The organism is Pseudomonas sp. HMSC063H08 (genome assembly GCF_001813645.1).
GTDB lineage: Bacteria > Pseudomonadota > Gammaproteobacteria > Pseudomonadales > Pseudomonadaceae > Pseudomonas > Pseudomonas aeruginosa.
The window spans coordinates 36,056-60,498 of the sequence record NZ_KV813511.1 but is presented as its reverse complement, the minus strand read 5'-3'; the positions used below and the strand labels follow the sequence as shown (position 1 = coordinate 60,498).

The window sequence follows — 24,443 nt, the reverse complement described above, 5'->3', positions numbered from 1 at the left end:
GCGAAAAAAACCCGACTAAAACGCTCCAGGGAACTTTGACAATCATTCTCATTATTATTAGTATCTTTTCCAACTCAACTTCCCAGTAGCCAGATCGCCATGTACGTCTGCCTCTGCCAAGGTGTTACCGACAACCAGATCCGCGATGCCATCTACGAAGGCTGCTGCAGCTATCGTGAGGTTCGCGAAGCCACCGGCGTCGGTACCCAGTGCGGCAAGTGCGCATGCCTGGCCAAGCAGGTGGTACGCGAAACCCTCAACGACCTGCAGAGTGCCCAGCCGGTACCGGCGTTCGGGACTACGGCGTTCGTCGCTGCCTGAAAAATATTTTTTATCCCTCTTTCAGAAGAACCGGGCCTGGCGCCCGGTTTTTTTATGCCTTCAATTCAATGACTTAGCGGCAGAACGCGGAAAGAAAACATTCGTATTCATATTCTTTTTCCCTTATATTTCAATAACTTAGGTTTGACACCCTGCTTCGTCGCGGCCAAACTTGGCGAATCACACCCACTACGACGGCAGGATTCGGCATGAAAGGCGACAAGAAAGTCATCCAGCACCTCAACAAGATCCTCGGCAACGAGCTGATCGCGATCAACCAGTACTTCCTTCACTCGCGCATGTGGAACGACTGGGGCCTGAAGCGCCTCGGCGCCCATGAGTACCACGAGTCGATCGACGAGATGAAGCATGCCGACAAGCTCATCGAGCGCATCCTCTTCCTCGAAGGCCTGCCCAACCTGCAGGACCTCGGCAAGCTGCTGATCGGCGAGAACACCCAGGAAATGCTGCAGTGCGACCTGAACCTGGAGCTGAAGGCGACCAAGGACCTGCGCGAAGCCATCGTGCATTGCGAGCAGGTGCACGACTACGTCAGCCGCGACCTGCTGAAGGACATCCTGGAGTCGGAAGAAGAGCACATCGACTACCTGGAGACCCAACTGGGCCTGATCCAGAAAGTCGGCCTGGAGAACTACCTGCAGTCGCACATGCACGAAGACGACTGATCGGGAACCACGACGAAGCGCCGGCGGCCTGCCCCGTCGGCGCTTTTTTCTTGCCCGCCAGAAAGCCTCAGGCGCTGCGCGGCCTGCGCCGGACCAGATCGGCGCGCAGGGCCAGCAACAGGCAAAGACCGACCAGCACCAGCAATGCCCAGCGCAGGCCGATCTCGTGGGCCAGCAGGCCGATCAGCGGCGGCCCCATCAGCAGTCCGCCATACCCCACGGTAGAGACGGCGGCGACCCCGATCACCGGATCGATGCCCGGCTGGTTGCCAGCAGCGCTGATCACGATCGGCACCATCACCGACAGTCCCAGGCCAACCACCCCGAAACCGGCGATGCTCAGCGCCGGCCAGGGGCTGAACAGCGCCACCAGCATGCCCAGCGTGGCCAGCGAACCCAGGCCGCGCAGCAATGGCGCATCGTCGATGCGTCCGCGCAGGCGGTCGCCGAACAGGCGCCCCACCACCATCGCCGCGGAAAACGCCGCGAAGCCCAGCGCCGCCACCCGCTCGGAAGCATCCAGAACGCTGTGCAGGAACAGCGCGCTCCAGTCAGCCACGCCGCCCTCGGAAACGAACGCGCAGAGAATCAGCAGGCCCAGGCCGAGCAAGGCCCGCGGCGGCAAGGTGAAGCCGCCGCCCTTGCGCGCGCCCGCCTTGCTCGGGTCCGGCGGAAGCAACGCGCGTACGAAGAATGGCAGGCTCAGCAGGCCGAGTGCGGTGAGAATGAGGAAGTGCCAGAACGGCGTCAGTCCGGCCAGTGCCGCGGCGCTCAACGCACCGACCAGGCAGCCGAGGCTGTACATGCCATGCAGCATGGACATGCAGGGTTTGCCGAGCAGGCGCTCGACATCCACCGCCTGGATGTTCATCGCCACGTCCATCCCGGCGAAGCTCACGCCCAGCACGTAGAAGGCCAGGGCCAGTTGCCACCAGCCCTGGCTCAGGCCGAGCAGCGGAAACACCAGCAGCATGATCAGGCAACCGCCGATCACTACGCTGCGGCTGCCGATGCGCTGGACCAGGAAACCGCTCAACGGGAACGCCGTGAGCGCGCCGACCCCGACGCCGAGCAGGGCCTGGCCGAGCGCGCGCTCGTCCAGCTGGGTCTGCTCCTTGAGCGCCGGGATGCGTCCCATCAGGTTGCCGATGACCAGCCCGGCCATGGCGAAGAAATAGATGCAAGCCAGGCGACCCTGGCGAGGATTGACTTCCGACATGGAGGTTCCCGGTTTCCTTGCTGGTTTCTCCGGACAAAAAAGAAACCCCGCACAAGGCGGGGCTCTTCGTCGGATGCGCGGATCAGGCGTTGGCTTTGGCCGCCGCGTCCTTGACCAGGGTCTGCAGTTCGCCCTTCTCGAACATCTCGGCGAGGATGTCGCTGCCGCCGACCAGTTCGCCATTGACCCACAGCTGCGGGAAGGTCGGCCAGTTTGCGTACTTCGGCAGGTTGGCGCGGATTTCCGGGTTCTGCAGGATGTCGACGTAGGCGAACTTCTCGCCACAGGCCATCAGCACCTGGGCCGCGCGCGAGGAGAAACCGCACTGCGGGGCGTTCGGCGAACCCTTCATGTACAGCAGGATGGGGTTGTTGGCGATCTGCTCTTTAATGGTTTCGATGATGTCCATGGCTTACCTCAACAGGAACGTTTCGACACGGTAACTCGGCAAATAATGACCGGTATTGTATCGGAAAGCCTAGCGCGACGCTCGGCTTTACTCTCGCGTTCCGTCGACCCGCTCAGGCCGCTTCCACCTCCACCGGCAGGCCGTTGAGCGCGGCGTTGCCCGACAGCAGGTCGAGATGACGCTCGTCGGTCAGGTCGTTGGCGCTGGCGCCGGCCTGGGCGCGGGCGATCGCCAGTTGCACGCCGGGCCGCGCGTGGCCCCAGCCGTGCGGCAGGCTGACCACCCCGGGCATCATCTCGCTGCTCGCCGCCACCTCCACCTCGACGCTGCCGACCCGCGAGCGCACCCGCACCCGTTGCCCGTCGACCAGGCCGCGACCCTCCAGGTCCCGCGGGTGCATCAGCAACTGGTGACGCGGCTTGCCCTTCACCAGGCGATGGTAGTTGTGCATCCAGGAATTGTTGCTGCGCACGTGGCGTCGTCCGATCAGCAGCAACTGGTCGGACGCAGGCAGTGGCTGTGCGGCGAAGCGTTGCAGGTCGTCGACGAACAGCGGCGGCGCGGCCTGGATGCGCTGGTCGGCGGTCTTCAGGCGCGGCGCCAGGTTCGGCCGCAGCGGCCCGAGGTCGATGCCGTGGGGATGTTCGCGCAGAGTGGCCAGGCTCAGCCTGTGCTCGGAACGGTCGCCGTAGGCGCCAGCGCGCAGGCCGAGGTCGATCATCTGCTGCGGCTCCAGGGTCGGTTTCAGCTCCAGGCCGTTGCGCGCGGCGAAGGCCCGCGCCAGGCCGACGAAGATCTCCCAGTCGTGCAGCGCACCCTCGGGACGCGGCAGCACGGCCTCGTTGAAACGGGTCACGTTACGCACGGCGAAGACGTTGAAGGTGGTGTCGTAGTGATCGTGCTCCAGCGGCGCGGTGGGCGGCAGGATGAGATCGGCGTAGCGGGTCGTCTCGTTGATGTAGAGGTCGATGCTGAGCATGAACTCCAGGCCGTCCAGGGCCTGTTCGAGCCGCCTCCCGTTAGGCGTGGACAGCACCGGGTTGCCGGCTACCGTGACCAGCGCGCGCACCTGCCCCTCGCCTTCGCCGAGGATTTCTTCCGCCAATGCCGCCACCGGCAGTTCGCCGCCATATTCCGGCAGCCCCGAGACGCGGCTGCGCCAACGGTCGAAGTGGCCACCCGAGGTACTCGCCACCAGGTCCAGGGCCGGCGAGGTGCACAGCGCGCCACCGACCCGGTCGAGGTTGCCGGTGACCAGGTTGATCAGTTGCACCAGCCACTGGCAGAGCGTGCCGAAGGCCTGGGTGGAAACGCCCATCCGGCCATAGCAGACCGCCCGTTCGGCGGCAGCGAAATCCCGCGCCAGTTGGCGAATGCTTTCGGCCGGCACGCCACAGCGCACGCTCATGGACTCGGCGTCGAAGACCGCGACCGCCTCGCGCACTCGCTCCAGCCCGTCGACCGGCAGCGGCGTGGGGCGACCGAGGTGCTCCTCGAACAGGGTGTTGAGTATCCCGAGCAACAGCGCCGCATCCTGGCCGGGACGAATGAACAGGTGCCGGTCGGCGATAGCCGCGGTCTCGCTGCGCCGGGGATCGACCACCACCAGCCGGCCGCCGCGGGCCTTCAGCGCCTTCAGGCGCTTCTCCACGTCCGGCACGGTCATGATGCTGCCGTTGGACGCCAGCGGGTTGCCGCCGAGCACCAGCATGAAGTCGGTGTGGTCGATGTCGGGGATCGGGATCAACAAACCATGGCCGTACATCTGCTGGCTGACCAGGTGATGCGGCAACTGGTCGACGGAAGTCGCGGAGAAGCGGTTGCGCGTTTTCAGCAGGCCGAGGAAGTAGTTGCTATGGGTCATCAGGCCGTAGTTGTGCACGCTCGGATTGCCCTGGTAGACCGCCACCGCATCGTTGCCATGGCGCTCGCGGATCTCGCCGAGGCGGCTGGCCACCAGCGCGAAGGCCTCGTCCCAGCCGATCGGCTGCCACTCGCTGCCGACCCGGCGCAACGGCTGGCGCAGGCGGTCGGGGTCGTCCTGGATGTCCTGCAGGGCCACCGCCTTGGGACAGACATGGCCGCGGCTGAAGCTGTCCTGCGGGTCGCCCTTGATCGAGCGGATCCGCGGCACGCCGCCCTCGTCGCTCTCGGTCTCGATGGCGAGCCCGCAGATGGCCTCGCAGAGATGGCACGCACGGTAGTGGAGGGTCTTGCTCATGGCTCGCCTCTTCATTGTCGTCGCCGGCCGCCGCGGCCCGGCGCGTACGCGAGGACCAGACGACCGGTCTAGTCGTCGAATCGGCACTATGCGGCGCCTTCCGCCGCCGCGCCAGCAGCGTCAGTCGGCTGAATCGCCAGGCATCAGGCTGGCCGATGGGCGCGGTAGAGGGGAAGCGTGCCGTTTGTCCGGCTGTCAACTATCCACCTGGGAATTCCGGCGCGGCGAAAGCCGGTGCTAAACCTTGTCTCTTCGAGTCCGCCCCTGTCCGACAAGACCAATAAAGCGTGGAGACCGCATGACCGACGCCCGCCCCTTCCGCCCTCGCCCCACCTCGTTGTCAGCCGCCCTGCTGCTGGGCGCCTGGATCGCCCAGCCGGCCACGGCCGCCTATGTCGAAGCCGGTCGGCCCGGCGATCCGGCCAGTTGGCGCTCCGCCGAATACCAGCAGGACTGGGGCCTGGAACGGATGCGGGCCGACCAGGCCTATGCCGCCGGTATCGACGGCCAGGGCGTGAAGATCGGCGAGATGGACTCCGGTTTCGACCCGAGCCATCCGGATACCCCCGCCTCGCGCTACCAGCCGGTGACGGCCAGCGGCACCTATGTCGACGGCACGCCGTTCAGCGTCAGCGGCGCGATGAACGGCAACAACGACTCCCACGGCACCCACGTCGGCGGCACCCTCGGCGCCTCGCGCGACGGCGTCGGCATGCACGGGGTGGCCTACGCAGCACAGGTGTACGTCGCCAACACCAACCAGAACGACAGCTTCCTGTTCGGCCCGACGCCCGACCCGAACTATTTCAAGGCCGCCTACCAGGCGCTGGCCGACGCCGGGGTGCGGGCGATCAACAACAGTTGGGGCAGCCAGCCCAAGGACGTCAGCTACGAGACCCTCGACGGCCTGCACGCCGCCTATGCCCAGCACTACGGGCGCTCCACCTGGCTGGACGCCGCCGCCGGCGTCTCCCGCCAGGGCGTGATCAACGTCTTCAGCGCCGGCAACAGCGGCTACGCCAACGCCAGCGTGCGCTCCGCCCTGCCCTACTTCCAGCCGGACCTGGAAGGCCACTGGCTGGCCGTGTCCGGCCTCGACCAGCAGAACGGCCAGCGCTACAACCGCTGCGGCATCGCCAAGTACTGGTGCATCACCACGCCCGGCCGCCTGATCAACAGCACCATGCCCGGCGGCGGCTACGCCAACAAGTCCGGTACCTCGATGGCCGCGCCCCACGCCACCGGCGCGCTGGCCCTGGTCATGCAGCGCTATCCGTACCTGAACAACGAGCAGGCGCTGCAGGTTCTGCTGACCACCGCCACCCAGCTCGACGGCACGCCGACCGGCGCCCCCACCGACACCGTCGGCTGGGGCGTGCCGGATCTCGGTCGGGCGATGCATGGGCCTGGACAATTGCTCGGCCGCTTCGAGGCCAACCTTCCGGCCGGCCTGCGCGACGAATGGAGCAACCCGATTTCCGATAGCGCCCTGCTCCAGCGCCAGGCCGAGGACGCCGCCGAGCACGCGGCCTGGCAGCGGACGCTGAAGGACAAGGGCTGGGAAAACGGCCTGCCGGCCGGCGCCAGCCAGCAGGAACGCACCGACTATGCCATCGGCATGGCCCGCGACCAGGCCGCCGCCCAGCGCCAGTACCAGGGCAGCCTGGTCAAGGCCGGTGCCGGCAGCCTGGTCCTGAGCGGCGACAGCACCTATCGCGGGCCGACCCTGGTCGATGGCGGGCTGCTCAGCGTCGACGGTTCGCTGCTGTCCGCCGTCGAAGTCAATGCCGGCGGCACCCTCGGCGGCAGCGGCAGGATCGGCGGCCTGCTGGCGCGCTCCGGCGGCACGGTGGCCGCGGGCAACTCCATCGGCACCCTGGAGGTCGCCGGGGACCTGCGCTTCGAATCCGGCTCGACCTACGCGGTGGAGCTTTCGGAAAGCGCCAGCGACCGGATCGTCGCCAGCGGCAAGGCGAGCATCGCGGGCGGCAATGTCACCCTGGCCATGGAAAACAGCCCCGACCTGCTCAGCCAGTCCCAGGTCGAGAGCCTGGTCGGCCGCCGCTACGACATCCTCGACGCCGCCGGCGGCATCGACGGGCGCTTCGACGCGGTATTGCCGAACTACCTGTTCCTCGGCGGCACCCTGGACTACGCGGCCAACGCCATCCGCCTGGATATCGGACGCAACGGCACGGCCCTCGCCAGCGTCGCGCAGACGCCCAACCAGGCGGCGGTCGCTGGTGCCGTGGAAGCGCTCGGCGCCGGCAACCCGGTCTACGAAAGCCTGCTCCTGTCGGAAAACGCCGCAACCGCCCAACGGGCCTTCCAGCAATTGTCCGGGGAAATCTACCCGGCGCTCGCCGGCCTGTTGCTCAACGACAGCCGCTATCTGCGCGACAGCGTCGGCGAACGCCTGCGCCAGGCCAGCGACGGCGAGGCCGGCAGGGAGGCTCCCGAAGGCTGGTTCAAGGCGCTCGGTTCCTGGGGCAAGAGCGCCGATGGCAGCCACGGCAGCGAAGGCTACCGGCATTCGGTCGGCGGCTTCCTGCTCGGCGTCGACAGCCAGGTCGCCAGCGACACGCGCCTCGGCCTGGTGGCCGGCTACAGCAACAGCTCGCTGAACATGGACAGCAGCCTGCAATCCTCCGCCAGCATCGACAGCTACCACCTCGGCGCCTACCTCGGCCGGCAATTGCAGCAATGGCGCCTGAGCCTGGGCGCGGCGCACACCTGGCACCGCGCCGAGGTCAAGCGCGACCTGCAATACGGCGCCGTGGCCGGCAAGCAGAAGGCCAAGCTCGACGCACAGAGCAGCCAGTTGTTCGCCGAGGCCGCCTACGCGCTGGGCTGGCGCAGCCTGGAGCTGGAACCCTTCGCCGGGCTGGCCTACGTGCACGTCGCCAGCGATGACTTCCGCGAACGCGGTAGTGCCGCGGCCCTGGAGGGTGGCGACGACAACCTGGACGCCGCCTTCACCACCCTGGGCCTACGCGCGAAACGGCATTTCGAGCTGGATGCCGAACGCCGCCTGGCGCTCTCCGGCAGCCTCGGCTGGCGCCACAACCTGAGCGACACCACCCCGCAACGCCACCTGGCGTTCGCCAGCGGCAGCCAGCCATTCAGCGTGGAAAGCGTGGCCCTGTCCCGCGACGCCGCGCTGCTCGGCGTCGACGCCAGCCTCGCGGTGAATCGCGAAGTGAGCGTGCGGCTGGGCTACAACGGCCTGCTGGGCAGCCGCGAGAAGGACCATGGCGTCGGACTGGCCGTCGACTGGCGTTTCTGACTTCGGTTACGAGGGCATGCCAGCCGTTGGATGGGTTCCGGCGGGCGGCAAGGGGAAAAAGCCACTTCATTGCCCTCGGTCACGAAACCGCTGCAAATATGAGAAAAAGACCTAACTAAAGGATTCATGCGAAATGCATAGCGCTATACTGTCCATCCAGCGCTGTACTATCCCTTCCAGCGCTGATCGCGACCCGGTGCCCGCACCACCGTGCCGCACGAGCCCCGGAGATCCGCACCTCCGGGGCTCACCTTTTTGCTCCTCTCGCGCCCTCCTTCCCCGACTGAGCCCCTGCCCCTGCAAATCCGCGACGAGTGTCCGCAATGCGGCCATTCGATGAACGAGCGGCCGAACGGCGGGCGCCCAGGCTGCCTGCGCATAGTCGCGGAACGGGTCAGGCCTGGCGGAAGAAGATCATGCCGAACAGCACCGCCAGGGCGCTGAGGAACGACAACCCGGTTTGCCCCAGGACCATCAGGATCGCGGCCGCCGCCGTGCTCAGCGCATGCCAGCCCCAGAGCAGGCACGACAGGTTGAGGACGATGCCGGCCAGGGCCAGGTGACGCTTGCGGCTGCGCCTGAGCAGGCCGGCCAGGCCCAGCACCAGGCCGCAGGTCGATACCGCGAAGACCGCCAGCAGGGCGGCGAACAGGCCGAGCAGATGGTTCTCGTCGCTGAGGTCGATCCGCTCGCCGAGCGCCAGCGCCATCACCACCAGCGCGATGGCGACCCCGGCCAGGGCGAGGAACAGCGACAGGCCGCCCAGCCGCGATTGGCGCAATGGCCGTGCCGGCGGCGCGGCGGCGAGTGTTTCTCCCGTGTGCATGTTCGACCTCCCTGGTCCGAAACCCGCCTCCTCCATGAAGGCATTCGGGCGCGCACAGCATAAAGCGTCGCCCCGCTCAACCGATAGATCGACGAGGCGGGACTTTGGCGGCGGGACAACCGCGAAGACCCGGGGAAAAACCCCGTAACCCGGGCCTTCCAAGCCCCTCCTTGTGTTTCCGCGACATTTCCTTATAAGATCGCGCCTTCCCCTATTTTCCCGCACGTTGCGGTCCCGCCGCAGGTCCAGTCCCGTTTTCTCTCGCGAAAGCCGGCCAGTGCCTCGGCCAGCAGTAAAAATAAAAGGTAGTCAGCGATGAGCGTACGGCACTTTCTCTCGTTTATGGATTACAGCCCCGAAGAGCTGATCGGTCTGATCCGCCGCGGCAGCGAGCTGAAGGACCTGCGCAACCGAGGCGTGCTCTACGAGCCGCTGAAGAGCCGGGTCCTGGGCATGGTCTTCGAGAAGGCTTCGACCCGTACCCGCCTGTCCTTCGAAGCCGGGATGATCCAGCTCGGCGGCCAGGCGATCTTCCTCTCCCCGCGCGACACCCAGCTCGGCCGCGGCGAGCCGATCGGCGACAGCGCCCGGGTCATGTCGCGGATGCTCGACGGCGTGATGATCCGCACCTTCGCCCACGCCACCCTGACGGAATTCGCCGCGCACTCGAAGGTGCCGGTGATCAACGGCCTGTCCGACGACCTGCACCCCTGCCAGTTGCTCGCCGACATGCAGACCTTCCACGAGCACCGCGGCAGCATCCAGGGCAAGACCGTGGCCTGGATCGGCGACGGCAACAACATGTGCAACAGCTATATAGAAGCGGCGCTGAAGTTCGACTTCCAGCTGCGCGTGGCCTGCCCCGAGGGCTACGAGCCGAAGGCCGAGTTCGTCGCCCTTGCCGGCGACCGCCTGCGCGTCGTCCGCGACCCGCGCGAGGCGGTGGCCGGCGCGCACCTGGTGAGCACCGACGTGTGGGCCTCGATGGGCCAGGAAGACGAAGCCGCCGCGCGCATCGCCCTGTTCCGTCCCTACCAGGTGAACGCCGCGTTGCTCGATGGGGCCGCCGACGATGTACTATTCATGCACTGCCTGCCGGCCCACCGCGGCGAGGAAATCAGCGAAGAGTTGCTGGACGACCCGCGCTCGGTAGCCTGGGACCAGGCAGAGAACCGTCTGCACGCGCAGAAGGCCCTCCTCGAATTGCTGATCGAACACGCCCATTACGCCTGAGCCCATGAGCCACGACCTGCTGCTGAACCTGAAAGATCTCGCCTGCGGCTACGCCTCGCAGAAAGTGGTGCAGGACCTCGACCTGCACCTCAATGCCGGAGACATCGGCTGCCTGCTGGGTCCTTCGGGATGCGGCAAGACCACCACCCTGCGCGCCATCGCCGGCTTCGAACCGGTGCTGGCCGGGCAGATCGAGCTGGGCGGCGAAGTCATCTCGCGTCCCGGCTTCACCCTGGCGCCGGAGAAACGCCGGATCGGCATGGTGTTCCAGGACTACGCGCTGTTCCCCCATCTCAGCGTGGCCGACAATGTCGGCTTCGGCATCCGCAAGCATCCACAACGCGAGCGCCTGGTGCGCGAGCTTCTGGAGCTGGTCAAGCTCGACCACCTCGCCGCGCGCCACCCCCACGAACTCTCCGGCGGCCAGCAACAACGGGTGGCCCTGGCCCGCGCGCTGGCGCCCGAACCGCTGTTGCTGCTGCTCGACGAACCCTTCTCCAACCTCGACGTGGAACTGCGCCGCAGCCTCAGCCAGGAGGTTCGCGAGATCCTCAAGGCACGCGGCACCAGCGCGATCCTGGTGACCCACGACCAGGAAGAAGCCTTCGCCGTCTGCGACCACATCGGCGTGTTCAAGGAAGGTCACCTGGAACAGTGGGACACTCCCTACAACCTCTACCACGAGCCGCTGACGCCCTTCGTCGCCAGCTTCGTCGGCCAGGGCTACTTCATTCGCGGCCAGTTGCTCAGCCCCGATACGGTGCAGACCGAACTCGGCGTGATCCGCGGCAATCGCGCCTACAGCCTGCCTTCCGGCAGCGCGGTAGACGTCCTGCTGCGCCCGGACGACCTGGTGCACGCGCCGCAGGGCGAGCTGAAGGCGCGGATCGTCGGCAAGACCTTCCTCGGCGCCGCCACCCTGTACCGCCTGCAATTACCCACCGGTACCCAGCTGGAATCGATCTTCCCCAGCCATGCCGACCACCAGCCGGGCGATGACGTCGGTATCCGCGTCGCCGCCGACCACCTGGTGGTGTTCGCCGCCCGGGGCAGCGTCGCCGCGCACCTCGCTCCCGTCCAGGCCTGATACCTCGGCGCCGTTCGGTCGGCGGCGCCTTTCCCTATCGACCGCATAGGTGGAGCCGGACGTCTCCAGCCCCTACAATCGCCCGACGATTCGAGGAGCCTGAACGATGCTGATGGTGATTTCCCCCGCCAAGACCCTGGACTACGAGACCCCGCCGGTCACCCACCGCTTCACCCAGCCGCAATACCTGGACCACGCCCAGGAACTGATCCAGCAACTGCGCCAGCTCACCCCGCTGCAGATCAGCGAACTGATGAAGCTTTCCGACAAGCTCGCCGGCCTGAATGCCGCTCGCTACGCCAGCTGGCATCCGGAGTTCACCCCGGAGAACGCCAAGCAGGCGTTGCTCGCCTTCAAGGGCGATGTCTACACCGGCCTCAACGCGGAAGACTTCGGCGAGGACGATTTCGCCTTCGCCCAGGATCACCTGCGCATGCTCTCCGGTCTCTACGGCGTGCTGCGCCCGCTCGACCTCATGCAGCCCTATCGACTGGAAATGGGCACCCGCCTGGCCAACGCCCGTGGCAAGGATCTCTACGCCTTCTGGGGCGAGCGTATCAGCCAGTGGCTGAACGAAGCGCTGGCCGCCCAGGGCGACGACGTGCTGCTCAACCTGGCTTCCAACGAGTACTTCGGCGCGGTGAAGCGCAAGGCGCTGCAAGCGCGGGTCATCGACACCGAGTTCAAGGACCTGAAGAACGGCCAGTACAAGATCATCAGCTTCTACGCCAAGAAGGCTCGCGGCATGATGGCTCGCTACGTGATCCGCGAGCGCCTGCGCGACCCGGCCGGGCTGAAGGACTTCAACGCCCACGGCTATTACTTCAGCGCCGAGCAGTCCGGCCCGGATCAGCTGGTATTCCTCAGGGACGCCCCGCAAGACTGACCTCCCCCGGCCCGCCGCCCTGGCGGGCCGCTCCTCTTTCGGCACGCCGACGCCTCCTGGCGCTACCGTTCGTCCCTCCGACACCCCTGCTGCGTCGCCTTTCTCCCCGGAAAAGCCCTTGTGGCGAATAGGCCTACTCAACCGTTCGTCTGCAAGTCATGCGGAACTGCATCACATTTTTTCACGCCCAGCCCACAGACTTTTCCCCAATTCAAGGCGGAAATGCCATCTCCGGCGTAATCCATTGGCCATTACCAGCCTCCCGCCATTACATGCAAATTACGATTGCAAAGTGCATGGATCGAAGATTAAGGAATCCTTAAGGTTTGCTTAAGGCGGTAAAAGCGGCTTCTGTTTCATTCCGGTGACGCGGAACTTTCAGCCGCCATGCATTCTGCAACTAGTGGCCATTGGCAGGCATTTAACGGAAAGGCCATCAAGTTGGTATCAAGTGATATCAAACGGATATTTCCAAATATTTCGCGAGCGGGACAAACGGCCGGAACTTCCCTCGCAGAGAAAATATCCTATCACCGCGATGCCTATCGATAGTTATGGGCAGAGCAACTTGAAACCGTCTCGAATAATCGGACTCCGCTCCGAGGGACAAACTCAACCTGTTGAAATTAAAGGCCTTTAGAAACTTGAATTCTATGGACCGAACTAAAACGAAGCATCCAAGGTCGGGTTATGCACCGTTATTGAAACCCACCTGAAACATTAAAGGGCATGAACTTATAACTTGCCCTATTAGAGTGCCGAACAACTAAGCACTCTATTCGAAACTGCCTGAAGGCGGATCAAGGGCTCTGGATCGGGGCTCGTAGTAACGGCTCGCCAGATAGGGAAGTGGCCATACGGCCACCTCATTAACGGCGCGACAAACAATCGAGGTGAATGCGATGCGAATCAGCATCTTTGGTTTGGGCTATGTCGGTGCAGTATGTGCTGGCTGCCTGTCGGCACGCGGTCATGAAGTCATTGGTGTGGATGTCTCCAGCACCAAGATCGACCTGATCAACCAGGGCAAGTCGCCCATCGTCGAACCGGGCCTGGAAGCGTTGTTGCAGCAAGGCCGGCAGACCGGACGGCTGTCGGGCACCACCGACTTCAAGAAGGCCGTGCTGGACTCCGACGTATCGTTCATCTGCGTCGGCACGCCGAGCAAGAAGAACGGCGACCTGGACCTGGGCTACATCGAGACCGTCTGCCGCGAGATCGGCTTCGCCATCCGCGAGAAGTCCGAACGCCACACCGTGGTGGTGCGCAGCACCGTACTGCCGGGCACCGTCAACAACGTGGTGATCCCGCTGATCGAGGACTGCTCGGGCAAGAAGGCCGGGGTCGACTTCGGCGTCGGCACCAACCCCGAATTCCTCCGCGAGAGCACCGCGATCAAGGACTACGACTTCCCGCCGATGACCGTGATCGGCGAACTGGACAAGCAGACCGGCGACCTTCTCGAGGAAATCTACCGCGAGCTGGACGCGCCGATCATCCGCAAGACCGTCGAGGTCGCCGAGATGATCAAGTACACCTGCAACGTCTGGCACGCCGCCAAGGTCACCTTCGCCAACGAGATCGGCAACATCGCCAAGGCGGTCGGCGTCGACGGCCGCGAGGTGATGGACGTGATCTGCCAGGACCACAAGCTCAACCTGTCGCGCTACTACATGCGTCCCGGCTTCGCCTTCGGCGGCTCCTGCCTGCCCAAGGATGTACGCGCCCTCACCTATCGCGCCAGCCAGCTGGACGTCGAGCACCCGATGCTCGGTTCGTTGATGCGCAGCAACTCCAACCAGGTGCAGAAGGCCTTCGATCTCATCACCAGCCACGACACCCGCAAGGTCGGCCTGCTCGGCCTGTCGTTCAAGGCCGGCACCGACGACCTGCGCGAAAGCCCGCTGGTGGAGCTGGCCGAGATGCTCATCGGCAAGGGCTACGAGCTGCGCATCTTCGACCGCAACGTCGAATACGCGCGTGTCCACGGGGCCAACAAGGAATACATCGAGTCGAAGATCCCGCACGTCTCCTCGCTGCTGGTCTCCGACCTCGACGAAGTGGTGGCGAGTTCCGATGTGCTGGTGCTGGGCAATGGCGACGAGCTGTTCGTCGACCTGGTGAACAAGACCCCGAGCGGCAAGAAGCTGGTCGACCTGGTGGGCTTCATGCCGCACACCACCACTGCCCAGGCCGAGGGCATCTGCTGGTAGCGGGCCGCCCCTGGCCCCGTGAGCCGGTAAAGAACCTCTTTATCGCCCTCGGACCGAAGGCCGTCTCCGCGGCGTGCGCCATAACAACAACAAGCGCACGCCGGCGTCGAGGCCAAGGTCCCCAGCCCGATGGAACTGATGATGGAAACTTACAAACGTGGCCTCGCCGAAGCCACCGGCTGGCTGGTGTTCCTCAGCCTGCTGATGGTGCTCGCGCTGGCAGTGCCGAAGACCGTGTTCGACGCCGACTCCAAGGATTTCATCCTGCTTATCGGCGCCGTCGGCATCTGGCGCTACTCCATGGGCGGCGTGCACTTCCTGCGCGGCATGCTGTTCCTCCACGTGGTCTACCCGTACTACCGCCGGCGCGTGCGCCAGTTGGGCAGCGCGGCCGACCCGTCGCACGTGTTCCTGATGGTCACCAGTTTCCGCATCGACGCCCTGACCACTGCCATGGTCTATCGCTCGGTGATCCGCGAAGCCATCGACAGCGGCTACCCGACCACCGTGGTCTGCTCCATCGTCGAGATGTCCGACGAGGTCCTGGTCCGTTCTCTGTGGGAGAAGATGAACCCGCCGGACCGGGTCAGCCTCGACTTCGTGCGGATTCCCGGCACCGGCAAGCGCGACGGCCTGGCCTATGGCTTCCGCGCGATTTCCCGGCACCTGCCGGACGACGACGCGGTGGTCGCGGTGATCGACGGCGACACCGTGCTCGACCACGGCGTGGTGAAGAAGACCGTGCCCTGGTTCAAGCTCTTCCCCAACGTCGGCGGCCTCACCACCAATGAATTCTGCGAAGTGCAGGGCGGCTACGTGATGAGCGAGTGGCACAAGCTGCGCTTCGCCCAGCGCCACATCAACATGTGCTCGATGGCCCTGTCCAAGCGCGTGCTGACCATGACCGGACGGATGTCGGTGTTCCGCGCCCGGGTGGTGACCAACCCCGAGTTCATCACCGACGTCGAGAACGACCACCTGGAGCACTGGCGCCTGGGTCGCTTCAAGTTCCTCACCGGTGACGACAAGTCCAGCTGGTTCAGCCTGATGCGCCTGGGCTACGACACCTTCTACGTGCCCGACGCGGCGATCAACACGGTAGAGCACCCGCCGGAGAAGAGCTTCATCAAGGCCAGCCGCAAGCTGATGTACCGCTGGTACGGCAACAACCTGCGGCAGAACTCGCGCGCGCTCAAGCTCGGCGCGCGGCGCCTGGGCTGGTTCACCATGCTGGTGCTGTTCGACCAGCGCGTCTCGATGTGGACCAGCCTGCTCGGCCTGGTGGTGGCGATCCTCGCCAGCCTCAAGTACAGCATCGCCTTCCTGCTGGTGTACCTGCTCTGGATCGGCCTCACCCGCGTGGTGCTGACCCTGCTCCTCTCGCTCTCCGGGCACCGCATCGGCCCGGCCTATCCGCTGATCCTCTATTACAACCAGATCGTCGGCGCGCTGGTGAAGATCTACGTGTTCTTCCGCCTCGACCGGCAGTCCTGGACCCGCCAGCCGACCAAGCTGGAGCGCGGCCTGGCCAGCTTCCAGCGCTGGTTCAACGCCTGGTCGTCGCGGGCCATGACCTTCTCTGCCGCCAGCATCTTCGTCGCCGTGCTGCTGACCATCGTATGACCACCGAATCGACTACGGACAACGCCAGGGCCGCGGCCCGCGCGCAAATCGACCCAGATTGGACCGAACAGGACCCGACACCATGAATACAGCCGTCAACGTCAACGTCGTGCACGAATCCGAAGCCCAGCGCCAGTTCGCCCGGGTCAAGCTGCCGGCGCGCATCCGCTACATCGGCGCCAACCGCGAAGGCGTCGACGCACGCCTGCTGGATCTCTCCGCCGGCGGCTTCGCCTTCACCGCGAGCGGCGCGCCGATCCAGCCCGGCGACCTGTACAAGGGCAAGCTGCTGTTCCAGGTCGACAGCATCAGCTTTTCCCTCGAAGTGGAGTTCCAGGTGCGCTCGGTGGACCCCGCCAGCCGCCGCGTCGGCTGCGAGTTCCAGAACCTCAAGCCGCGCGAGGTGGCGGCCCTGCGCTACCTGATCACCTCCTACCTGGCCGGCGAGGTGATCGGCGTCGGCGACATGCTCAATACCCTCCAGCGCGAGAACTTCACCAAGGCCCGCAAGCAGGGCGGCGGCAACGGCGGGATGGGCTTCTTCGGCCGGGTCCGGGCGGTGACCCTGAGCACCGCGATCTTCGTCGTCGGGGTCGGCGCCTTCGCCTTCATTCTCAACCAGATGTACAACCTGTACTTCGTCACCCATGCCGATTCCGGCGTGGTCAGCGTCCCCAACCAGCAGATCACCATGCCCCGCGAGGGCACCGTGCAGAGCCTCCTCGGGCCCAACGCGGAAGTCGCCAAAGGCGCGCCGATCGCCACCTTCTCGGCCAACCTGCTGGACATGCTCAAGGGCAACCTGACCGAGGAGCAGCTCAACCCGGGCAACATCGAGAAGCTCTTCGGCCACCAGATGAAAGGGACCCTGACCAGCCCCTGCGACTGCCGCGTGGTCCAGCAACTGGTAGCCGACGGGCAATACGCCAACAAGGGCCAGGTGATCTTCACCCTCGCCCCGCGCGACAGCGTGGCCAGCATCGAGGCGCGCTTCCCCTACCGCAACGCCGCCGAGCTGGCGCCGGGCACCCGGGTGAACTTCCAGGTCGCCGGCGACGGCGTCAACCGCAGCGGCCGCATCGTCAACACCGCGCCGGTGGACGGCGACCTGTCCTCGGAAATCCGCGTGCAGATCCAGCCCGACCAGCCGCTCGACGCCCAGTACGCCGGCCGCCCGGCCGAGGTCAGCATCGGCGGCCTGCCCGGCCGCACCCTGCTGAACAAGGCCGTGACCCTGGCCACCGCTCGCTGACCGGTACCCGACCATGAAGATGCCCATCCTCCCTCCCCTGCCCCTGGCGTCCCGGCACCTGCTGCTGGCCTCGGCCATCGCCCTGGCCGCCGGCTGCGCCGGGCTGCCCGACCAGCGCCTGGCCCAGGAGGCCCTGGAACGCGGCGACCTCGCCACCGCCCAGAGCAACTACCAGACCCTGGCCGCGATGGGTTACGCCGACGCCCAGGTCGGCCTCGCCGACATGCAGGTCGCCAGCGGCGACAGCGCCCAGCAGGCCAAGGCCGAAAAGCTCTACCGCGAGGCCGCGCAGACCTCGCCGCGGGCCCGCGCGCGCCTTGGCAAGTGGCTGGCTGCCAAGCCCGGCGCCAGCGACGCCGAGCACCGCGAGGCCGAGCGCCTGCTCAGCCAGGCCTTCGAACAGGGCGAGGACAGTGCCCTGGTGCCGCTCATCGTGCTCTACCTGCAATACCCGCAGTCCTGGCCGGAAATCGACCCGCAGCAGCGCATCGACCAGTGGCGCGCGCGCGGACTGCCGCAGGCCGACCTGGCGCAGATCATCCTCTACCGCACCCAGGGCACCTACACCCAGCACCTGGGCGAGATCGAGCAGGTCTGCCAGCGCTGGCTGCGGCGCATGGACGTGTGCTGGTACGAACTGGCCACGGTCTACCAGATGCAGGGCAACGCGGAAAAGCAGAAGGCCCTGCTCGAACAGCTGCGCGCCGCCTACAAGGCCGGCCGGGTGCCCGGCGAGCGGGTCGACTCGGTGGCCGGGGTGCTCGCCGACGGCGAACTCGGCCAGCCCGACCCGCAGACCGCCCAGGCGCTGCTGGAAGAGATCGCGCCGAGCTACCCCGCGGCCTGGGTCAGCCTGGCCAAGCTGCTCTACGACTATCCCGACCAGGGCGACCTGGAAAAGATGCTCGGCTACCTGAAGAACGCCCAGGACGCCGCCCAGCCACGCGCCGAACTGCTCCTCGGGCGCCTCTACTACGACGGCAAGTGGGCGCCGCAGGACCCGCGCAAGGCCGAGCGGCACCTGCTCAAGGCCGCCGCCAGCGAACCCCAGGCCAACTACTACCTGGGGCAGATCTACCGCCGCGGCTTCCTCGGCAAGGTCTATCCGCAGAAGGCCGTCGACCACCTGATCCTCGCCGCCCGCGCCGGCCAGGCCAGCGCCGACATGGCCCTGGCCCAGCTCTGGTCGCAGGGCCGCGGCATCCAGCCGAACCGGGTCAACGCCTACGTCTTCGGCCAGCTCGCCGTGCAGCAGCAGGTACCGCAGGCCAGCGACCTGCTCGGGCAGATCGAAGCGCAACTGCCGCCGGCCGAACGCAGCCAGGCGCAGCAATTGCTCAAGCGCGAACAACAGAGCCGCGGCAACAACTGGCAGGCCACCGTCAGCCTGCTGCAGAGCCAGGACTCGCCGATCAACGAAGAAGAGCCAGAAAGCCTATGAACAGCTCCCGTTCCGTCAACCCGCGGCCGTCCTTCGCGCCGCGCGCCCTGTCCCTGGCCATCGCCCTGCTGCTCGGCGCGCCGGCGTTCGCCGCCAACAGCGGCGAGGCGCCGAAGAACTTCGGCCTGGACGTGAAGATCACCGGCGAATCGGAAAACGATCGCGACCTCGGCACCGCTCCCGGCGGCACCCTCAACGACATCGGTATCGACCTGCGGCCCTGGGCCTTCGGCCAGTGGGGCGACTGGAGCGCCTACTTCATGGGCCAGGCGGTGGCCGCCACCGACACCATCGAGACCGACACCCTGCAATCGGACACCGACGACGGCAACAACAGCCGCAACGACGGTCGCGAGCCGGACAAGAGCTACCTCGCCGCACGCGAATTCTGGGTCGACTACGCCGGCCTCACCGCCTACCCCGGCGAGCACCTGCGCTTCGGCCGCCAGCGCCTGCGGGAAGACAGCGGCCAGTGGCAGGACACCAACATCGAGGCGCTGAACTGGAGCTTCGAGACCACCCTGCTCAACGCCCATGCCGGGGTCGCCCAGCGTTTCAGCGAATACCGCACCGACCTCGACGAACTGGCTCCGGAGGACAAGGACCGCACTCATGTGTTCGGCGACATCTCCACCCAGTGGGCGCCGCACCACCGCATCGGCGTGCGCATCCACCACGCCGACGACAGCGGCCACCTGCGCCGCCCCGGCGAGGAAGTCGACAACCTCGACAAGACCTATACCGGCCAGCTCACCTGGCTCGGCATCGAGGCTACCGGGGATGCCTACAACTATCGTTCGAGCATGCCGCTGAACTACTGGGCCAGCGCCACCTGGCTGACCGGCGACCGCGACAACCTGACCACCACCACGGTCGACGACCGGCGCATCGCCACCGGCAAGCAGAGCGGCGACATCAATGCCTTCGGCGTCGACCTCGGCCTGCGCTGGAACATCGACGAGCAATGGAAGGCCGGCGTCGGCTACGCCCGCGGCAGCGGCGGTGGCAAGGACGGCGAGGAGCAGTTCCAGCAGACCGGGCTGGAGAGCAACCGCTCCAACTTCACCGGCACCCGCTCGCGCGTGCACCGCTTCGGCGAAGCCTTCCGCGGCGAACTGAGCAACCTCCAGGCAGCCACCCTGTTCGGCTCCTGGCAACTGCGCGAGGACTACGACGCGAGCCTGGTCTACCACAAGTTCTGGCGCGTCGACGACGACTCCGACATCGGTACCAGCGGCATCAACGCCGCCCTGCAGCCGGGCGAGAAGGACATCGGCCAGGAACTCGACCTGGTGGTGACCAAGTACTTCAAGCAAGGCCTGCTGCCGGCCTCGATGAGCCAGTACGTCGACGAGCCCTCGGCGCTGATCCGCTTCCGCGGCGGCCTGTTCAAGCCGGGCGACGCCTACGGGCCGGGCACCGACTCGACCATGCACCGCGCCTTCGTCGACTTCATCTGGCGCTTCTGAGCCCCGCGAGGAAACCGGACATGCCCGACATTTCCCTTTCGATCCCCCGCCGCCGGCTCCCGCGCCTGCGCCCGCTGGCCGCGGCAGTGCTCGGCGCGGTGCTGCTGCACGGCCAGGCGTGGGCGGCGCAGCCGGTGGAGAAACCGCAGCCGGTCCCGGCGCAGGCCGGCAACGAGCCGGGCCTGACCCAGGGCCTGAAGGAAACCGGCAACTACACGGTGACCACCGCGCCGGCCGAACCGTTGCACCTGGACCCGCCGAAACTGCCCGACCTCTCCGGCTACACCGCCGCCGCGGTGGAAGCCAAGATCGTGCGCAAGCCGGGTGGCCGCGCCAGCGTGCAGCGCATGGTCCAGCAGCAGCCGCTGAAGGAGTTCACCGGTGGCAGCAACCGCCTCGCCGAATGGGTCAAGCGCCAGCGCCAGATGCCCCAGGCGATCTTCATCGAAGGCGGCTACGTGAACCTCGCCCAGCTCGCCGGCAAGCTTCCCGCCAGCGCGCTGGAACAGGTCGAGCCGGGGGTGTTCGTCGCCCGCCTGCCGATCGTGGTCAGCCAGGGCGCGACCCTCGACATCGACAAGCAGGTCAAGGAACTGCGCCTGTCCCAGGAGCGCGGCGCGTTCCTGGTCAACGACGGCATGCTGTTCGTCCGCGACAGCAAGGTCACCGGCTGGAGCGAATCGAAGAAGGAGCCGGCCTGGTTCAAGACGCCCAACGAGTTCCGTCCGTTCCTGATCTCCTGGGGCGGCGCCGAGGTGTACCTGAGCAACAGCACCTTCACCAGCTTCGGCTACAACGCCTCCAAGGCCTACGGCATCTCCATCTCGCAGTACAGCCCGGGCATGGACAAGCAGATGAAGCGCCCGCGCCCCAAGGGCTGGGTGATCGACTCGACCATCGTCGACAGTTGGTACGGCTTCTATTGCTACGAGGCCGACGACCTGGTGGTGAAGGGCAACACCTACCGCGACAACATCGTCTACGGCATCGACCCGCACGACCGTTCGCACCGCCTGATCATCGCCGACAACACCGTCCACGGGACCAGGAAGAAGCACGGCATCATCGTCTCGCGGGAGGTCAACGACAGCTTCATCTTCAACAACCGCAGCTACGAGAACAAGCTTTCCGGGATCGTCCTCGACCGTAACAGCGAGGGCAACTTGGTGGCCTACAACGAGGTCTATCGCAACCATTCCGACGGCATCACCCTCTACGAGAGCGGCGACAACCTGCTCTGGGGCAACCAGGTCCTGGCCAACCGCCGCCACGGCATCCGCGTGCGCAACAGCGTGAACATCCGCCTCTACGAGAACCTCGCGGCGGGCAACCAGTTGATCGGCGTGTACGGCCACATCAAGGACCTCACCAACACCGACCGCAACATCGCCCTCGACCCGTTCGACACCAAGGTCTCGCTGATCGTGGTCGGCGGCAAGCTCGCCGGCAACGGCTCCGGCCCGCTCTCGGTGGATTCGCCGCTGAGCCTCGAACTGTACCGGGTGGCGATGCTCGCCCCGACCAAATCCTCCGGCATCAGCCTGCCCGGCGTTCTCGGCGAGAAGCAGGACCAGATCCTCGACCTGCTGGTGCGCCAGGACAAGGCAGTGCTGATCGACCCCGTGGAAAGCCAGGCCGAACTCCAGGACTGAGGACCCAGACGCATGAAAACCCGCACTTCCCGACTGTTCCGCCTGAGCGCCCTGGCCGCCGGCCTCTGCCTGGCCCAGGCAGCCCTGGCCGCCGACCCCGGCGCGGCGCCGAGCTACCAGGCGCTGCCGGCCGGCAACCTGTGCCCGGCCGCCGCCGACGACTCGCGCTACAACACCAAGTACCTGGGCTTCTTCACCCACCTGGTGCAGGCCCAGGACGACTGGCTGTTCCGCACCACCTACGACCTGCGTACCGACTTCGGCACCAGCGCCGAAGGCTGGCGCGAACTCCGCGCACTGCGCGACGAACTCAAGCGCAAGGGCATCGAGCTGGTGGTGGTCTACCAGCCGACCCGCGGCCTGGTGAACCGCGAGAAGCTCAGCCCGGCGGAAAAGGCCGGCTTCGACTACGAGCTGGCGAAGAAGAACTACCTGGCGACCATCGCCCGCTTCCGCCAGGCCGGCATCTGGACCCCGGACTTCTCGCCGCTGTTCGACGAGAAGGAGGAGCACGCCTACTACTTCAAGGGCGACCACCACTGGACTCCCCATGGCGCCCGGCGCAGCGCGAAGATCGTGGCCGAGACGCTGAAGCAGGTGCCCGGCTTCGAGGAGATCCCCAAGAAGCAGTTCGAAAGCAAGCGCGTCGGCCTGCTGTCCAAGCTCGGCACCTTCCACAAGGCCGCCGCGCAGCTCTGCGGCAACAGCTACGCCACCCAGTACGTCGACCGCTTCGAGACCGAGCCGGTGGGCGCCAGCGACAGCGGCGACCTGTTCGGCGACGGCGGCAACCCGCAGATCGCCCTGGTCGGCACCTCCAACAGCGGCCCGGCCTACAACTTCGCCGGCTTCCTGGAGGAGTTCAGCGGCGCCGACATCCTCAACAACGCGGTGTCCGGCGGCGGCTTCGACAGTTCGCTGCTGGCGTACATGACCAGCGAGGAATTCCACAAGAACCCGCCGAAGATCCTCATCTGGGAATTCGCCACCCACTACGACATGGCGCAGAAGAGCTTCTACCGCCAGGCCATGCCGCTGGTGGACAACGGCTGCTCCGGCCGGAAGACCGTGCTCAGCCGCAAGGTCAAGCTGCGCCAGGGCCGCAACGAGGTGTTGCTGAACAGCGCCGCGCTACCGATCCGCAGCGGCAGCTACGTCGCCGACGTGACCTACAGCGACCCTTCGGTACACGAGTTGAAGAACACCATCTGGTACATGAACGGCCGCCGCGAGCAGTTGAAGATCGAGCAGTCGAAGGCCGTCGATACCGGCGGCCGCTACGTCTTCCAGCTGCGCAACGACAGCGACTGGGCCGACCAGCAGTTCCTTTCCCTGGAAATCGAAGCGCCGGAGGACATGCCCCAGGGCCTGGAGGTCCAGGCCAGCATCTGCCAGGCGGCGCCCGCCAAGGCCAGCCAGTCGGTGGCCGGGAGGTAAACGATGAAAACGTCCCACCTGATCCGTATCGCCCTGCCCGGCGCCCTCGCCGCGGCATTGCTCGCCAGCCAGGTCAGCCAGGCCGCCGACCTGGTACCCCCGCCCGGCTACTACGCGGCGGTCGGCGAGCGCAAGGGCAGCGCCGGCAGTTGCCCCGCGGTGCCGCCGCCGTATACCGGCAGCCTGGTCTTCACCAGCAAGTACGAAGGCTCCGATTCGGCGCGGGCGACCCTCAACGTCAAGGCGGAGAAGACCTTCCGCTCGCAGATCAAGGACATCACCGACATGGAGCGCGGCGCCACCAAGCTGGTCACCCAGTACATGCGCAGCGGCCGCGACGGCGACCTGGCCTGCGCACTGAACTGGATGAGCGCCTGGGCCCGCGCCGGCGCCCTGCAGAGCGACGACTTCAACCACACCGGCAAGTCCATGCGCAAGTGGGCGCTGGGCAGCCTCTCCGGCGCCTACATGCGCCTGAAGTTCTCCAGCTCGCGGCCGCTCGCGGCCCACGCCGAGCAGAGCCGGGAAATCGAGGACTGGTTCGCCCGGCTCGGCACCCAGGTAGTCCGCGACTGGAGCGGCCTGCCGCTGAAGAAGATCAACAACCATTCCTACTGGGCGGCCTGGTCGGTGATGTCCACCGCGGTGGTGACCAACCGCCGCGACCTCTTCGACTGGGCGGTGAGCGAGTTCAAGGTCGCCGCCAACCAGGTCGACGAGCAGGGCTTCCTGCCCAACGAACTCAAGCGCCGCCAGCGCGCCCTCGCCTACCACAACTATGCGCTGCCGCCGCTGGCGATGATCGCCGCGTTCGCCCAGGTCAACGGCGTCGACCTGCGCCAGGAGAACCACGGCGCCCTGCAGCGCCTGGCCGAGCGGGTGATGAAGGGAGTCGACGACGAGGAAACCTTCGAGGAGAAGACCGGCGAGGACCAGGACATGACCGACCTCAAGGTCGACAACAAGTACGCCTGGCTGGAGCCCTACTGCGCCCTTTACCGCTGCGAGCCGAAGATGCTCGAGGCGAAGAAGGACCGCGAGCCGTTCAACAGCTTCCGCCTCGGCGGCGAAGTGACGCGGGTGTTCAGCCGCGAAGGGGGAAGTTGAGGGCGTGGCGGGAAGCGGGCGCACAGGCCAGAGGCCACGCGCCCCTCTGCCCCATTCGCCGACCAGGCGTCCCAC

At 66.3% G+C, this 24,443-nt stretch carries 18 protein-coding genes; 14 read left to right on the top strand and 4 right to left on the bottom strand.

The annotated features are described in order from the left end of the window. Positions 1-99: 99 nt before the first annotated feature. Together HMPREF2924_RS21575 and bfrB are read left to right on the top strand one after the other, a co-directional pair. Complete coding sequence (locus HMPREF2924_RS21575; protein WP_003092075.1) at positions 100-321, top strand: bacterioferritin-associated ferredoxin; 222 nt, start codon at positions 100-102, stop codon at positions 319-321. A gap of 209 nt (positions 322-530) precedes the next feature. Further along, a complete protein-coding gene (gene bfrB / locus HMPREF2924_RS21570; RefSeq protein ID WP_003092078.1) occupies positions 531-1,007 on the top strand; it encodes a bacterioferritin BfrB in 477 nt (158 codons plus the stop codon). Positions 1,008-1,074: 67 nt separating this feature from the next. Here bfrB and HMPREF2924_RS21565 read toward each other — a convergent pair whose 3' ends face one another. The 3 genes from HMPREF2924_RS21565 to HMPREF2924_RS21555 all read right to left on the bottom strand — a co-directional run bounded on the left by HMPREF2924_RS21565 (position 1,075) and on the right by HMPREF2924_RS21555 (position 4,856). Further along, positions 1,075-2,226 carry an MFS transporter gene (locus HMPREF2924_RS21565; RefSeq protein ID WP_003104266.1) on the bottom strand — a complete coding sequence of 384 codons (1,152 nt, stop codon included), beginning with the start codon at positions 2,224-2,226 and terminating at the stop codon, positions 1,075-1,077. A gap of 82 nt (positions 2,227-2,308) precedes the next feature. Beyond that, positions 2,309-2,635 (bottom strand): Grx4 family monothiol glutaredoxin, encoded by a 327-nt coding sequence (gene grxD, locus HMPREF2924_RS21560; protein ID WP_003092082.1) that lies wholly within the window; start codon positions 2,633-2,635, stop codon positions 2,309-2,311. A 112-nt stretch (positions 2,636-2,747) separates the two neighbouring features. Next, positions 2,748-4,856 carry a molybdopterin oxidoreductase family protein gene (locus HMPREF2924_RS21555; protein ID WP_023094565.1) on the bottom strand — a complete coding sequence of 703 codons (2,109 nt, stop codon included), beginning with the start codon at positions 4,854-4,856 and terminating at the stop codon, positions 2,748-2,750. Between the two features lie 298 nt (positions 4,857-5,154). Between HMPREF2924_RS21555 and HMPREF2924_RS21550 the strand changes: the two genes are divergently transcribed. Next, positions 5,155-8,142, top strand: coding sequence for an autotransporter serine peptidase EprS (locus tag HMPREF2924_RS21550; protein WP_003130077.1), 2,988 nt, complete (start codon positions 5,155-5,157; stop codon positions 8,140-8,142). Between the two features lie 394 nt (positions 8,143-8,536). Here the strand turns inward: HMPREF2924_RS21550 and HMPREF2924_RS21545 are convergent, their stop codons facing one another. After that, a complete protein-coding gene (locus HMPREF2924_RS21545; protein WP_003110011.1) occupies positions 8,537-8,968 on the bottom strand; it encodes a hypothetical protein in 432 nt (143 codons plus the stop codon). Positions 8,969-9,283: 315 nt separating this feature from the next. Here HMPREF2924_RS21545 and argF point away from each other — a divergent pair, with 315 nt between their 5' ends. From argF to algL, 11 genes are all read left to right on the top strand, one after another. Continuing rightward, the gene (argF, locus tag HMPREF2924_RS21540; RefSeq protein ID WP_003092090.1) at positions 9,284-10,201 is read left to right on the top strand and encodes an ornithine carbamoyltransferase; all 918 of its coding nucleotides are present in this window, start codon (positions 9,284-9,286) and stop codon (positions 10,199-10,201) included. Between the two features lie 4 nt (positions 10,202-10,205). Then, complete coding sequence (locus HMPREF2924_RS21535; RefSeq protein WP_003092092.1) at positions 10,206-11,288, top strand: ABC transporter ATP-binding protein; 1,083 nt, start codon at positions 10,206-10,208, stop codon at positions 11,286-11,288. A 106-nt stretch (positions 11,289-11,394) separates the two neighbouring features. Further along, complete coding sequence (gene yaaA, locus HMPREF2924_RS21530; RefSeq protein ID WP_003092094.1) at positions 11,395-12,174, top strand: peroxide stress protein YaaA; 780 nt, start codon at positions 11,395-11,397, stop codon at positions 12,172-12,174. 902 nt (positions 12,175-13,076) lie between these two features. After that, entirely contained in the window at positions 13,077-14,387 is a 1,311-nt protein-coding gene (gene algD, locus HMPREF2924_RS21525) for a GDP-mannose 6-dehydrogenase (protein ID WP_003110461.1), read from the top strand. Between the two features lie 138 nt (positions 14,388-14,525). Further along, entirely contained in the window at positions 14,526-16,010 is a 1,485-nt protein-coding gene (gene alg8 / locus HMPREF2924_RS21520) for a mannuronan synthase (RefSeq protein ID WP_003130062.1), read from the top strand. Between the two features lie 82 nt (positions 16,011-16,092). After that, entirely contained in the window at positions 16,093-17,262 is a 1,170-nt protein-coding gene (gene alg44, locus HMPREF2924_RS21515; protein ID WP_003092101.1) for an alginate biosynthesis protein Alg44, read from the top strand. Positions 17,263-17,275: 13 nt separating this feature from the next. Further along, a complete protein-coding gene (algK, locus tag HMPREF2924_RS21510; protein WP_003130059.1) occupies positions 17,276-18,703 on the top strand; it encodes an alginate biosynthesis TPR repeat lipoprotein AlgK in 1,428 nt (475 codons plus the stop codon). Further along, positions 18,700-20,172 (top strand): outer membrane porin AlgE, encoded by a 1,473-nt coding sequence (algE, locus tag HMPREF2924_RS21505; protein WP_003130056.1) that lies wholly within the window; start codon positions 18,700-18,702, stop codon positions 20,170-20,172. Before algK ends, algE begins: the two co-directional genes overlap by 4 nt. Before the next feature lie 20 nt (positions 20,173-20,192). Beyond that, a complete protein-coding gene (gene algG, locus HMPREF2924_RS21500; protein WP_003110465.1) occupies positions 20,193-21,824 on the top strand; it encodes a mannuronan 5-epimerase AlgG in 1,632 nt (543 codons plus the stop codon). 12 nt (positions 21,825-21,836) lie between these two features. Then, on the top strand, positions 21,837-23,261 hold the full coding sequence (algX, locus tag HMPREF2924_RS21495) for an alginate biosynthesis protein AlgX (RefSeq protein ID WP_003092107.1): 1,425 nt from the start codon (positions 21,837-21,839) through the stop codon (positions 23,259-23,261). A gap of 3 nt (positions 23,262-23,264) precedes the next feature. After that, positions 23,265-24,368, top strand: coding sequence for an alginate biosynthesis protein AlgL (algL, locus tag HMPREF2924_RS21490; RefSeq protein ID WP_003092108.1), 1,104 nt, complete (start codon positions 23,265-23,267; stop codon positions 24,366-24,368). Positions 24,369-24,443: the final 75 nt, after the last annotated feature.